Source organism: Lactobacillus sp. ESL0681 (genome assembly GCF_029392835.1).
Lineage (GTDB): Bacteria > Bacillota > Bacilli > Lactobacillales > Lactobacillaceae > Lactobacillus.
Window position 1 is genome coordinate 1,743,749 of the sequence record NZ_CP113943.1, and the last position, 13,119, is coordinate 1,756,867.

General features: G+C 42.6%; 7 protein-coding genes, 16 tRNA genes, 3 rRNA genes and 2 pseudogenes. 24 read left to right on the forward strand and 4 right to left on the reverse strand.

Annotated features, from left to right (window positions below):
* The first annotated feature begins 83 nt into the window (after positions 1-83).
* Genes OZX59_RS08275 through OZX59_RS08295 form a run of 5 tightly spaced genes read left to right on the forward strand, consistent with a single transcriptional unit; the run spans position 84 to position 3,769 of the window.
* Entirely contained in the window at positions 84-419 is a 336-nt protein-coding gene (locus OZX59_RS08275) for a hypothetical protein (RefSeq protein ID WP_277125907.1), read from the forward strand.
* 7 nt (positions 420-426) lie between these two features.
* Positions 427-1,803: a bifunctional UDP-sugar hydrolase/5'-nucleotidase gene (locus OZX59_RS08280; protein ID WP_277125908.1), complete on the forward strand. Its 1,377-nt coding sequence runs from the start codon at positions 427-429 to the stop codon at positions 1,801-1,803.
* A complete protein-coding gene (locus OZX59_RS08285) occupies positions 1,800-2,390 on the forward strand; it encodes a YutD family protein (RefSeq protein WP_277125909.1) in 591 nt (196 codons plus the stop codon). Before OZX59_RS08280 ends, OZX59_RS08285 begins: the two co-directional genes overlap by 4 nt.
* Positions 2,391-3,161 carry a TIGR01457 family HAD-type hydrolase gene (locus tag OZX59_RS08290; RefSeq protein WP_277125910.1) on the forward strand — a complete coding sequence of 257 codons (771 nt, stop codon included), beginning with the start codon at positions 2,391-2,393 and terminating at the stop codon, positions 3,159-3,161.
* Positions 3,158-3,769 (forward strand): TIGR01906 family membrane protein, encoded by a 612-nt coding sequence (locus OZX59_RS08295; protein ID WP_277125912.1) that lies wholly within the window; start codon positions 3,158-3,160, stop codon positions 3,767-3,769. The genes OZX59_RS08290 and OZX59_RS08295 overlap by 4 nt, the downstream gene beginning before the upstream one ends.
* Before the next feature lie 46 nt (positions 3,770-3,815).
* Here OZX59_RS08295 and OZX59_RS08300 read toward each other — a convergent pair whose 3' ends face one another.
* Positions 3,816-4,451: a VTT domain-containing protein gene (locus tag OZX59_RS08300; RefSeq protein ID WP_277125913.1), complete on the reverse strand. Its 636-nt coding sequence runs from the start codon at positions 4,449-4,451 to the stop codon at positions 3,816-3,818.
* Positions 4,452-4,466: 15 nt separating this feature from the next.
* Complete coding sequence (locus OZX59_RS08305) at positions 4,467-5,453, reverse strand: NAD(P)/FAD-dependent oxidoreductase (RefSeq protein ID WP_277127012.1); 987 nt, start codon at positions 5,451-5,453, stop codon at positions 4,467-4,469.
* Between the two features lie 354 nt (positions 5,454-5,807).
* Between OZX59_RS08305 and OZX59_RS08310 the strand changes: the two genes are divergently transcribed.
* The 19 genes from OZX59_RS08310 (at position 5,808) to OZX59_RS08400 (ending at position 12,110) form a co-directional block, all read left to right on the forward strand.
* A 16S ribosomal RNA gene (locus OZX59_RS08310) occupies positions 5,808-7,375 on the forward strand.
* 208 nt (positions 7,376-7,583) lie between these two features.
* A 23S ribosomal RNA gene (locus tag OZX59_RS08315) occupies positions 7,584-10,500 on the forward strand.
* Positions 10,501-10,589: 89 nt separating this feature from the next.
* Positions 10,590-10,706 (forward strand): 5S ribosomal RNA (rrf, locus tag OZX59_RS08320).
* Together the 16S, 23S and 5S rRNA genes with 16 tRNA genes alongside form the textbook arrangement of a ribosomal RNA operon.
* A 7-nt stretch (positions 10,707-10,713) precedes the next feature.
* Positions 10,714-10,786 (forward strand) — tRNA-Val (locus OZX59_RS08325).
* 6 nt (positions 10,787-10,792) lie between these two features.
* Positions 10,793-10,865 (forward strand) — tRNA-Lys (locus OZX59_RS08330).
* A gap of 11 nt (positions 10,866-10,876) precedes the next feature.
* Positions 10,877-10,958: transfer RNA gene (locus OZX59_RS08335), tRNA-Leu, on the forward strand.
* 31 nt (positions 10,959-10,989) lie between these two features.
* Positions 10,990-11,062, forward strand: a tRNA-Thr gene (locus OZX59_RS08340).
* A gap of 11 nt (positions 11,063-11,073) precedes the next feature.
* A tRNA-Gly gene (locus OZX59_RS08345) sits at positions 11,074-11,145 on the forward strand.
* A 10-nt stretch (positions 11,146-11,155) separates the two neighbouring features.
* A tRNA-Leu gene (locus tag OZX59_RS08350) sits at positions 11,156-11,241 on the forward strand.
* A 9-nt stretch (positions 11,242-11,250) separates the two neighbouring features.
* A tRNA-Arg gene (locus tag OZX59_RS08355) sits at positions 11,251-11,324 on the forward strand.
* Between the two features lie 7 nt (positions 11,325-11,331).
* Positions 11,332-11,405 (forward strand) — tRNA-Pro (locus OZX59_RS08360).
* 27 nt (positions 11,406-11,432) lie between these two features.
* A tRNA-Met gene (locus OZX59_RS08365) sits at positions 11,433-11,506 on the forward strand.
* 12 nt (positions 11,507-11,518) lie between these two features.
* Positions 11,519-11,592 (forward strand) — tRNA-Ile (locus tag OZX59_RS08370).
* Between the two features lie 32 nt (positions 11,593-11,624).
* Positions 11,625-11,698 (forward strand) — tRNA-Met (locus tag OZX59_RS08375).
* A gap of 3 nt (positions 11,699-11,701) precedes the next feature.
* Positions 11,702-11,775, forward strand: a tRNA-Asp gene (locus OZX59_RS08380).
* A 6-nt stretch (positions 11,776-11,781) separates the two neighbouring features.
* A tRNA-Phe gene (locus tag OZX59_RS08385) sits at positions 11,782-11,854 on the forward strand.
* Between the two features lie 14 nt (positions 11,855-11,868).
* A tRNA-Gly gene (locus tag OZX59_RS08390) sits at positions 11,869-11,939 on the forward strand.
* Positions 11,940-11,943: 4 nt separating this feature from the next.
* A tRNA-Ile gene (locus OZX59_RS08395) sits at positions 11,944-12,017 on the forward strand.
* A 3-nt stretch (positions 12,018-12,020) separates the two neighbouring features.
* A tRNA-Ser gene (locus OZX59_RS08400) sits at positions 12,021-12,110 on the forward strand.
* A gap of 201 nt (positions 12,111-12,311) precedes the next feature.
* On the opposite strand, the pseudogene OZX59_RS08405 reads toward OZX59_RS08400, so the two are convergent.
* Positions 12,312-12,476, reverse strand: a pseudogene (locus tag OZX59_RS08405) (IS30 family transposase); the annotation flags it as partial.
* Between the two features lie 132 nt (positions 12,477-12,608).
* A pseudogene (locus OZX59_RS08410) lies at positions 12,609-12,761 on the reverse strand (helix-turn-helix domain-containing protein); the annotation flags it as partial.
* Between the last annotated feature and the right edge of the window lie 358 nt (positions 12,762-13,119).

The window sequence follows — 13,119 nt, forward strand, 5'->3', positions numbered from 1 at the left end:
CCTCTATTGCATTTTACCATAGCATGGTGACACTTTTTTACTATAAGTAACAATTTTTATTTCATTTTAGGTAGAACTTTATAATGGCAGATCAACAATACGAAGAATTAGATTTAATAGAAGAAATAACCCGTAATGATGGCAGCAGCTATTTTGAGATTGCTAATATTGACCAAAATGGAATTGCCGAACTAGCAGTAGATCATGGGGCAATAAAAGAGGTGCGGATTTTGCAATTAAATATTCCGCGGACTAAGGCATTGATTACTTATGAAAAATATATCAATGAAAATTATCAATTAGAAACCTTGACTAATGAAGCTGATTGGCAAAATCCTAGTTGGGTTGAGTGGGACAAACCAAAAGGTCCTGTTTTAGAAGCATATCAAACAATTTTAAAAGCAAATCAGATTGGATAGAAGGCACATGGAAAAAATTCGCATTTTACACACTAATGATTTACATTCGCATTTTGAGCATTTCCCTAAAATTGGCCGGTACTTGGCCCAGGCCCAACAAGATCAATCGGTTGATCAGGTGTTGACTTTTGATGCTGGTGATTTTATGGATCGCTCGCATCCCCTTACGGATGCGACTTTTGGGCAAGCTAATATTGAATTGATGAATTCATTTCACTATGATGCCGTAACCATTGGTAATAATGAGGGAATCTCAAATTCACATGAGGTGGTGGAACATTTATTTGATCATGCACAATTTCCAGTGGTATTGGCTAATTTACGTGAAGAAGACGAGACAATGCCGCACTGGGCATCGCAAGTTCAAATTTTAACTACCAAAAAAGGGACGCGAATTGCCCTCATTGGCTTGACAGCTGCTTATCCACTTTCTTATGAACCAAATCATTGGCATGTTAAACAATTAAAAGAAGCAATGGATACGGTATTACCTAAAATTGCTGGTAAATATGATGCCTTATTTTTATTGACCCATGTCGGATTAGACATGGATCGCTTTTTGGCACAGAATTATCCACAGATTGATTTGATTATTGGCGGTCACAGCCATAATTTACTCAAAAAAGGTGAAGAGGTTAACGGCGTTTGGATTACTCAAACTGGTAAATGGGGAAATTATGTTGGTAATGTTCAGGTTGAGCTTGATGATCAACACCATGTTCAGCAAATTACGCCATCGGTAGCGCCAACCAGTTTGATGAAGGAAGAACCCGAAGATGAAATTACTATTGCCGCTTATCGTAAGCGTGGGAAAGCAATTTTGAATCAAAAACGGGTAGCTAATTTGCCGGCTAAATTCGGGAATAATTTGGAAACCAGTATTAAGGTATCGCTAGACGCGATTGCTGATTTTGCTGATACCGACTTGGCTATTCTTAGCTCAGGTTTATTTTTGCAACCATTTAAGCAGGGAATTTTAACAGAATATGATTTGCAGAAGACGTTGCCACATTCAATGCATGTGGTTCGTTCTACTTTAAAAGGACGAGATTTGTGGCGGTTAGTAATGGAAATTGAAAAAAATCGCCATTATCTTGATCAATTTCATTTACAAGGAATGAGTTTTCGTGGGAAAATTTTTGGGCAAATGTACTATAAAGGGATTGAATTTGATGAAGCCAGTCAAACTGTTTATGTTAAGGGCAAGGCACTTGATCCCGATCAAGACTATCAACTTGCCTGTTTAGATCATTATGTTTTAGTGCCGTTTTTCCCTACTTTGGCAATAGTTGGCCAAAACCAATTTTTGTTTCCACAATTTTTGCGTGAGGTAGTTGGCAATTACTTAGCGCAGAAGTATCCACTGAAAGGAGCAAATGAATGAATGAGCGCCAAACTGTATCTAAGGATCAGGATACTAGTCATCGTGAAAATAAGTTTGCCAAAGAACAGCCACTGAGGCATCCACTAGCTGTTGTAATGCAAAATGAAGATCAATTGCAGATAAATCATCAGGTATATCGAGTTTTAGTTGACAAGCAAGCAGGATTAGATTTAGAAATGTTGCGTCAGAAATATGATCCCTATCTTGATCAGTATGATTTTATTGTTGGGGATGTTTCTAGTGGACATTTGCGCTTAAAGGGTTTTTACCAAGATAAGGTTCGCACCGCGCTGGATCGTAAGCAGCAGACAATTGCGGATTATTTGCTTGAATACTGTAATCCTGGTGGTAGTTACTTTATTTTGCAGTTACTAGATCCGGTTCACCATTATCATACCAATAATAAGAAAAATCACGCTCGCGGTCACCACAGAAATGGCCCTGCTAATACTAGGCACAGTTCATCTGCCAATTTTAGAAAGCGTCGAGTTCGCCAAACTCGTTTTAAAAAACAGACAGTTGCCATTAAAAGTGAACAAGGTAATCACCATGCATTTGTAATTAAAAAGAGAAAGAGTAGTAATTAAATGAAAGATTATGGCTTATTTTTAATTGATCTTGATGGTACTATTTATCGTGGCAAGGAAACAATTGCTGCAGGGGTTAGATTTGTTGCGCGTCTAGAGTCTGCTGGAAAAGACTATCTTTTTTTAACGAATAATACCACAAGGACACCACAAATGGTGGTGGACAAGTTAGCTACACACGGTATAAAAACAGACTTAAAGCATGTTTATACTCCAAGCATGGCAACAGTTAGCTATATTTTGGAACGAGAAACTAAAAATAAGATTGGGGTTTATTTAATTGGTGAGATTGGCTTAAAACGGGAGTTTTTGCAGCATCCAGAATTTGAGTTAGATGATCGTAATCCTGATTATGTGATAGTAGGCATGGACCGGGATTTAACTTACCATAAAGTACGTGTAGCTGCAGATGCAATTAGAAATGGTGCGACATTTATTGGTACTAATGCAGATTTGAATTTGCCTAGTGATGAAGGGCTAATGCCAGGCAATGGTTCGCAATGTATCATGATTGCTGCTGCAAGTGGTAAGCAGCCGCTTTATATTGGTAAACCGGCGCCAATTATAGTTGAAAAAGCGCTCAATCTATCACGCTATGCTAAGGAGCAGACCTTAATTGTTGGTGATAATTATGATACGGATATTAAGGCAGGTTTCAATAGTAAAGTTGATCAATTGCTAGTGACAACTGGAATTACCAAGAGCGAAGATATTAGTGACAAGCGTAAGCCAACGTATATTGTTAATAGTTTAGATGAGTTTAAATTATGAGTACCAAAAATAGCATTTTTACATTGATTTACCATTTTATTTTTGCGATAACTAGCAGTGTGGTTGGTGCGTTGATTGCTAGTTGGCCATTGTTAATAGTTTTTGTATTGGTGCAAAAGACTAGTCAAACAGTTAATTTAACGTTAGGGCAAATTATGCACAATTACAATCAGTTATTGTGGTATTTAATTTGGCCTTTGCAAACAAAATTAGCTATGACAGATTTTCCGACTTCTCCATTAGCTGCAGAACACTTTGCCGAAGTGAAACGACTATTTATTCTAGCGATAGTGGCTTTTTTATGCTGCCTAGTAATTTACTTATTACATAAGAAAAACAAGAATAATAAAGCACTTAAGCTTAATAAAGTTTGGGCCTTACTATTCTTGTTATTGCCGATTGCATTACTGCCATTTGCGTTAACTAATTTTGATAGTTTTTTTATAGCTTTTCATCATTTATTTTTTGCTGGGAGTAATACCTGGTTGTTTGATCCGGCAACAGATCCAATTATTAATGTCTTAACTGAAGGCTTTTTTGCCTCATGTTTTGCGGTAGCTGGGATTATTTATGAATTATATTTTGCCCAAAAGTTATTGGGACAATAAAAAAGAGCTTTGTAGTGATTAAGTCACTATGAAGCTCTTTTTTATTTTATTTAGTAAAATGCTTTTTCAATCCAACAATTGCAATTGGCACAACCGAGATAAGGATAATCGCCAAAATTAACATTGAAAAGTTGTTTTTAACAAACGGAATATTTCCAAAGAAGTAACCGAGGATGGTAAACAGTCCGCTCCAAATAATTCCGCCAACTAAATTATAAATGGCAAATTTGCCATAGTGCATTTTACTACCACCGGAAATAAATGGTACAAAGGTTCTAATAAACGGAATAAACCGTCCAATAACAATTGTAATAGGCCCATGTTTTTCAAAAAAATGTTCAGCACTAGCGCGATTTTTCTGATTAATTAATTTGTTGAACCAAGAATATTTTTCACCAGCATTGACAGATCGGGCACCTATTTCATAATTACAGGCGTCTCCGATGACGGCAGCAAGTAAAACTGCGAGGTATACTAACCAAATATTTAGATGATATTTAGGATTGACAGCCATTGAACTAGCCGCAAAAATTAGTGAATCACCTGGCAAAAATGGAAAGATAACTAGCCCAGTTTCAATAAAAATAATCCCAAAAAGGATTAGATAAGTATAGCCGCCAAATTGATTTACAATTTCGACTAGGTGCTGATCAATATTAAGAATAAAGTTGATAATCGCCATGGATATCTCCTAAATTTATCTACTAGTAGAATGAACCGTTAACGTTTTTTCAGGAAATAGTGAGCGCATGATTGAATTAACAGCAATCTGTGCTTCACCAAAACCAACGCCAATGATGGGAACGCGACCAGGATAAGTTGCAACATCACCAACCGCATAAATTCCAGCCAAATTGGTTTTCATTTCACTAGAAACAGTAATTTGGCTATTGTTTACGTTAACGCCCCAATTTTTTACTAAATTATTGTTGGCACGGAAACCATAAGCCACGACAATTTGGTCGAATAGGTGGTGTAAGATTTGATCCTCACCAACTTGTTTTAGACCAACATCTAGTTGATTATTCACTATTGAGATAGTTTTAGGAAGATAAGGAGTCAGAATTTCAACATTTTTTAAACTTTTTAGTTGCTCAATACTGGACTCTAAACCGCGAAAATCGTTTCGCCGATGAATTAGCTTAACAATAGTTTGCTTTTGCTGAGCTAGTTCAAGAGCGAAGTCGAGTGCGGAATCGCCTCCTCCAAAAACGCCTACTGTTTGATTGGCAAAATTTTGCGGTTGGTCAATGTAGTAATGGACAAGTGGCTTAGTTTGATCATTAAGCTTCAAAGGAAACTTTTTGGGAGTAAATGAGCCATTTCCGGTTGCAATAATGATGCTTTTAGCAAGATAGGTATTATCAATTAAAAATTCATCCGCAATTTTTTGAATATTAGTTACTCGATGATGTAGAACAAAATCAGCATGACTAGGTGCTTCTTTTTTCAAACGATCAATTAATTGCATTCCTGTGATTGAATCAAAGACAGGGATGTCAAAAATTTTTTTGAATGGATAAAGTAGTTTTGGCTGACCGCCAGCTTCTTTTAGTGAATCGAATATAATCGTTTTGAGCCCATGTAAGTGAGCATAATTGGCACTAAATAGTCCAATTGGGCCGGCTCCAACGATTGCTAAGTCAAATTTTTTAATTTTTATTTTCCTCCTATAAACCTTGATATAACAACTTTAACATGAATTATTAAGTTAGTCATTCAAAATAATTTAGCAAAAAGACTTGCAAAAGAGGAAAAGAGTTGCTAGTATTAATAACTGTCGTCGGGCAACAAACAAAGGGTTTGAAGCCAGAGGGCAAAAATAAAGAGCAGAAAGTTATTGACAAGATCAAAACGGTCTGCTAGAATAGAAAAGCGCTGCTATAAGCAGCAGGTAGTACTTTGAAAACTGAACAATGTTTTCGCAAAAGTGTGCGGGTGTAAAAGCCCAAAACAAGAGCGAAGTCAATTTCGCAAGCAAATAAATCCGAGATGCAAATCTTGGAGAACGAATGAGCAAACATTCAAACAAACAGATAAAAATGAGAGTTTGATCCTGGCTCAGGACGAACGCTGGCGGCGTGCCTAATACATGCAAGTCGAGCGAGCAATTTTAACAGAATACCTTCGGGTAGGAAGCTAAGAGCGCGAGCGGCGGATGGGTGAGTAACACGTGGGTAACCTACCCTATAGATTGGGATACCACTTGGAAACAGGTGCTAATACCAAATAAGAAGTAAGATCGCATGATCAAGCTATAAAAGGCGGCTTTCGAGCTGTCGCTAAAGGATGGACCCGCGGTGCATTAGCTAGTTGGTAGGGTAAAAAGTACTACCAAGGCAATGATGCATAGCCGAGTTGAGAGACTGAACGGCCACATTGGGACTGAGACACGGCCCAAACTCCTACGGGAGGCAGCAGTAGGGAATCTTCCACAATGGACGCAAGTCTGATGGAGCAACGCCGCGTGAGTGAAGAAGGTTTTCGGATCGTAAAGCTCTGTTGTTGGTGAAGAAGGATGTATAGAGTAACTGCTATATATTTGACGGTAATCAACCAGAAAGTCACGGCTAACTACGTGCCAGCAGCCGCGGTAATACGTAGGTGGCAAGCGTTGTCCGGATTTATTGGGCGTAAAGCGAACGCAGGCGGGAAGACAAGTCAGATGTGCAAGCCCTCAGCTTAACTGAGGAATTGCATCTGAAACTGTATTTCTTGAGTGCAGAAGAGGAGAGTGGAACTCCATGTGTAGCGGTGGAATGCGTAGATATATGGAAGAACACCAGTGGCGAAGGCGGCTCTCTGGTCTGTAACTGACGCTGAGGTTCGAAAGCATGGGTAGCGAACAGGATTAGATACCCTGGTAGTCCATGCCGTAAACGATGAGTGCTAAGTGTTGGGAGGTTTCCGCCTCTCAGTGCTGCAGCTAACGCATTAAGCACTCCGCCTGGGGAGTACGACCGCAAGGTTAAAACTCAAAGGAATTGACGGGGGCCCGCACAAGCGGTGGAGCATGTGGTTTAATTCGAAGCAACGCGAAGAACCTTACCAGGTCTTGACATCTAGTGCAAATCATAGAGATATGACGTTCTCTTCGGAGACACTAAGACAGGTGGTGCATGGCTGTCGTCAGCTCGTGTCGTGAGATGTTGGGTTAAGTCCCGCAACGAGCGCAACCCTTATTATTAGTTGCCAGCATTAAGTTGGGCACTCTAATGAGACTGCCGGTGACAAACCGGAGGAAGGTGGGGACGACGTCAAGTCATCATGCCCCTTATGACCTGGGCTACACACGTGCTACAATGGTTAGTACAACGAGGAGCGAACCTGTGAAGGCAAGCGAATCTCTTAAAGCTAATCTCAGTTCGGATTGCACTCTGCAACTCGAGTGCATGAAGCTGGAATCGCTAGTAATCGCGGATCAGCATGCCGCGGTGAATACGTTCCCGGGCCTTGTACACACCGCCCGTCACACCATGAGAGTCTGTAATACCCAAAGCCGGTAGGATAACCGTAAGGAGTCAGCCGTCTAAGGTAGGACAGATGATTAGGGTGAAGTCGTAACAAGGTAGCCGTAGGAGAACCTGCGGCTGGATCACCTCCTTTCTAAGGAAGAGCGAATAGGTGGAGAGTAGGAATACTAAAAGAAGCCTAGGAGCAAGGAAGCACACAGAAACGAAGACATTGTTTAGTTTTGAGGGTAGTACCTCAAGTTAGGACATTGAAAACTGAATATAATCTAGAAAAAACCGAGAAACAATCAAAGAGAAAAACAGATTGCACGAGCGACCGAGAGAGAAGATCTTAGAGGTAAGGTCAAGAAAAGAAGGGCGCACGGTGAATGCCTAGGCACAAGAAGGCGAAGAAGGACGCGACAAACAGCGAAATGCTTCGGGGAGCGGTAAGTACGCAGAGATCCGGAGATATCCGAATGGGGGAACCCAATACAAGAAATTGTATTACTTATTAGTGAATACATAGCTAATAAGGGCAAGACGCAGTGAACTGAAACATCTAAGTAGCTGCAGGAAGAGAAAGAAAAATCGATTTCCATAGTAGCGGCGAGCGAAACGGAAAGAGCCCAAACCAGATGATTTATCATTTGGGGTAGTAGGACTGCAATAAAGGTAGTGTAAGAGATAGCAGAATTATCTGGGAAGATAAGCCAGAGAAGGTGAGAGCCCCGTAAGCGAAATTTCAAGCACGCTGAGCAGTATCCTGAGTAGGTCGGAACACGAGGAATTCCGATTGAAGCAGCGAGGACCATCTCGTAAGGCTAAATACTCACTTGTGACCGATAGTGAACCAGTACCGTGAGGGAAAGGTGAAAAGAACCCCGGGAGGGGAGTGAAATAGAACCTGAAACCGTGTGCTTACAAGTAGTCAGAGCCCGTTAAAGGGTGATGGCGTGCCTTTTGTAGAATGAACCGGCGAGTTACGTTAAATAGCAAGGTTAAGTCATAAAAGGACGGAGCCGTAGCGAAAGCGAGTCTGAAAAGGGCGCAGGAGTTATTTGATGTAGACCCGAAACCAAGTGACCTACCCATGACCAGGTTGAAGGTGCGGTAAAACGCACTGGAGGACCGAACCCACGTAAGTTAAAAATTGCGGGGATGAGTTGTGGGTAGCGGTGAAATTCCAAACGAACTTGGAGATAGCTGGTTCTCTCCGAAATAGCTTTAGGGCTAGCCTGGTGCGAGAAAAGATAATGGAGGTAGAGCTCTGTTTGGACGAAGGGCCCGTCAAGGGTTACTGAATTCAGATAAACTGCGAATACCAGATATCTGCGCACTGGAGTCAGACTGCGAGTGATAAGATCCGTAGTCGAAAGGGAAACAGCCCAGATCACCAGTTAAGGTCCCAAAATCTATGCTAAGTGGAAAAGGATGTGGAGTTGCGTAGACAACTAGGATGTTGGCTTAGAAGCAGCCATCATTAAAAGAGTGCGTAATAGCTCACTAGTCGAGTGACGCTGCGCCGAAAATTTACCGGGGCTAAGCATAGTACCGAAACTGTGGATGCATTATGAAAGTAATGCGTGGTAGGAGAGCGTTCTAAGAGCGGAGAAGCTTAATCGAAAGGATAAGTGGAGCGCTTAGAAGTGAGAATGCCGGTATGAGTAGCGCAAGATAGGTGAGAATCCTATCCGCCGAAAGACTAAGGTTTCCTGGGGCAGGCTCGTCCGCCCAGGGTAAGTCGGGACCTAAGGTAAGGCCGAAAGGCGTAGCCGATGGACAACAGGTAGAGATTCCTGTACTGCATTAGATCGTTAATAACGATGGAGGGACGCAGAAGGTGAAGCACGCATGGCGCTGGAAGCCATGTTCAAGCGTTAAGTGAGAGAGTGAGTCAAATGCTTACTTTCGATAATCACAAGACGTGATGAGGAGCGAAATAAAAGTAGCGAAGGTGAAGTAGTCACACTGCCAAGAAAAGCTTCTAGTGAGAGCTAATGTACCCGTACCGCAAACCGACACAGGTAGTCGAGTGGAGAACACTAAGGTGAGCGAGAGAACTCTCGTTAAGGAACTCGGCAAAATAGCCCCGTAACTTCGGAAGAAGGGGTGCTGGTGTAAGAACCAGCCGCAGTGAATAGGCCCAAACAACTGTTTATCAAAAACACAGGTATCTGCAAAGTCGTAAGACGACGTATAGGTGCTGACACCTGCCCGGTGCTGGAAGGTTAAGGAGAGAGCTTAGCGCAAGCGAAGGTTCGAACTGAAGCCCCAGTAAACGGCGGCCGTAACTATAACGGTCCTAAGGTAGCGAAATTCCTTGTCGGGTAAGTTCCGACCTGCACGAAAGGTGAAATGATTTGGGCACTGTCTCAACGAGAGACTCGGTGAAATTATAATACCCGTGAAGATGCGGGTTACCCGCGACAGGACGGAAAGACCCCATGGAGCTTTACTGCAATTTGATATTGGGTAGCTGTTAAACATGTACAGGATAGGTAGGAGCCAGAGAAGATAGTACGCTAGTATTATCAGAGGCAATGTTGGGATACTACCCTTGTTTGATGGCTACTCTAACTAGGATCTCTAAGCGAGATTTAGGACAGTGTCAGACGGGCAGTTTGACTGGGGCGGTCGCCTCCTAAAGAGTAACGGAGGCGCCCAAAGGTTCCCTCAGAATGGTTGGAAATCATTCATAGAGTGTAAAGGTAAAAGGGAGCTTGACTGCGAGAGAGACAACTCGAGCAGGGACGAAAGTCGGGCTTAGTGATCTGGTGGTACCGCATGGAAGGGCCATCACTCAACGGATAAAAGCTACCCTGGGGATAACAGGCTTATCTCCCCCAAGAGTTCACATCGACGGGGAGGTTTGGCACCTCGATGTCGGCTCGTCGCATCCTGGGGCTGTAGTAGGTCCCAAGGGTTGGGCTGTTCGCCCATTAAAGCGGCACGCGAGCTGGGTTCAGAACGTCGTGAGACAGTTCGGTCCCTATCCGTCGTGGGCGTAGGAAATTTGAGAGGAGCTGTCCTTAGTACGAGAGGACCGGGATGGACATACCGCTGGTGTACCAGTTGTCTTGCCAAAGGCATAGCTGGGTAGCTAAGTATGGCAGGGATAAGCGCTGAAAGCATCTAAGTGCGAAGCCCCCCTCAAGATGAGATTTCCCATACGTAAAGTAGTAAGACACCTCAAAGACGATGAGGTAGATAGGCTAGGAGTGGAAGAGTAGTGATACTTGGAGCGGACTAGTACTAATCAGTCGAGGACTTGACCAAAAGCGAGTGCAATTTGGAAAGAGAGTGGAACGGTAAAAAGAGTAGATTATATTTAGTTTTGAGTGTAAAAACTCAAAGAGAATAAAAAGTACGGTGGCAAGAGCAAGAAGGAAACACCTGTAACCATGTCGAACACAGAAGTTAAGCTTCTTAACGCCGAGAGTAGTTGGTGGGAAACTGCCTGCGAGGGTAGGACGTTGCCGTGCTTTATATGGAGGATTAGCTCAGCTGGGAGAGCATCTGCCTTACAAGCAGGAGGTCACAGGTTCGAGCCCTGTATCCTCCATATACCGAGTCGTTAGCTCAGTCGGTAGAGCATCTGACTTTTAATCAGAGGGTCGACGGTTCAAGCCCGTCACGACTCATGGCCCCATATGCGGGTGTGGCGGAATTGGCAGACGCGCTAGATTTAGGTTCTAGTGTTCTCGGACGTGTGGGTTCAAGTCCCACCACCCGTATTTGCCATTATTGTTACCATATTTACATTATGCCGATTTAGCTCAGTTGGTAGAGCATCTGTCTTGTAAACAGGGGGTCGTACGTTCAAATCGTATAATCGGCATTATATATTACGCGGAAGTAGTTCAGTGGTAGAACATCACCTTGCCATGGTGGGGGTCGCGGGTTCGAATCCCGTCTTCCGCTTTCATTACTTGCCGGGGTGGCGGAATTGGCAGACGCACGGGACTTAAAATCCCGCGATTGGTTTCAATCGTACCGGTTCGACTCCGGTCCTCGGCATATAATGACGCGCCCTTAGCGCAACTGGATAGAGTGTCTGACTACGAATCAGAAGGTTGAAGGTTCAAATCCTTCAGGGCGCATTAAATACGGGAAGTGGCTCAGTTTGGTAGAGCACCTGGTTTGGGACCAGGGGGTCGCAGGTTCGAATCCTGTCTTCCCGATTTGTAATCTATGTGGTTACTATTTTTGGCGGTGTAGCTCAGCTGGCTAGAGCGTCCGGTTCATACCCGGGAGGTCGCGGGTTCGATCCCCCCCACCGCTATTGTAAGAGCTCGGACCTTTAGCTCAGTTGGTTAGAGCAGACGGCTCATAACCGTCCTGTCGTAGGTTCGAGTCCTACAAGGTCCATAATTGGATTTTGTATTTTAGTTTAATAACATCGCGGGATGGAGCAGTTAGGTAGCTCGTCGGGCTCATAACCCGAAGGTCGGTGGTTCAAATCCATCTCCCGCAATATGGTCCATTGGAGCAGTGGTTTATCTCGTCTCCCTGTCACGGAGAAGATCATCAGTTCAAATCTGATATGGACCGTAAGATGGCTCGGTAGCTCAGTCGGTAGAGCAAAGGATTGAAGCTCCTTGTGTCGGCGGTTCGATTCCGTCCCGCGCCATTTTTAGTTTATGTGCGGGTATGGTTTAGTGGTAAAACGAAAGCCTTCCAAGCTTTAGTCGCGAGTCCGATTCTCGTTACCCGCTTTATGGGCCTATAGCTCAGCTGGTTAGAGCGCACGCCTGATAAGCGTGAGGTCGGTGGTTCAAGTCCACTTAGGCCCATTTGGAGACTTACTCAAGTGGCTGAAGAGGCGCCCCTGCTAAGGGTGTAGATCGGGTTATTCCGGTGCGAGAGTTCGAATCCCTCAGTCTCCGTCATATATTATAAAAGAACGCTGATTTATCAGCGTTCTTTTACTTTGTTGGACTGAATTTTTAACTAAACAGGGGCAAGCAAGTCTGATACTTCTTCAATCGATCGTCTGATTTGGTTTTTAATAGCTCTTTGTCAAACCTTGTTGATGAAGATAAATAATGAATTAGACGTAAATTGCAATTTCAAGTTGACCACCCGCATTAATTAATTTGATAGGTGCGATCTAATCTGTGTTCAAATAATTCATCTGGAGTGTGATAAGCCAGAATCTTTCTGGGTAAGTTATTGCACCATTCTTCAATGGCATAGATTTGCTCTAGGCTATAGTCTTTGATGTACTTACCTTTGGGAATAAAGCGTCTAATGCGGCATTTAACCAGATAATCACACTTACGACCACAATTTAATCGTTGGTCTAGATATCTAGCTTGAGTAGTTTGCGCAGCATAACGAAAAAGCTTTGTATCATGACAAGCTTTTTGCTCACGTTCAAGCTCATTTTTAATCGTAGCAGGGGAACAATGAATTACCCTAGCTATCTGGCGTAAGGATTGACCTTGGCTATGTAAAACTTGAATGGTAACACGGTTCTCAAAGGAAAGATATTTGCCTTTAAGATGAGTGGATATGGTAGAATGTAAAGAGTTCATTGGTAACTTCTTTCTAGAAAGTTTTGTAGGTAATTACATTCTATCAAAGAAGTCCAATGGACTTTTTTTATTTTTTAATGAATTTAAGTGTTCAACTTCATTCTACAATCTTCCATAATGAATTAGATGCACTTTAAGCAAACATGCTTAAAGTGTTTTCTTTTAGTACGATATTTTTTGCTTCTAACATAATTCTAGCAGTCATGTTGGAAAAGTTACGATAACCATATGTAGTGTGCTGAATTTGCTTACTTCTTCAGCAAATCATAAGTAGGTGACTTGCAGCCAATCCTTCTTCCACCACGATTTATTTCTGGGATAAAATTGTTGATTGACGAGCTGAAATTGTTATCAATTT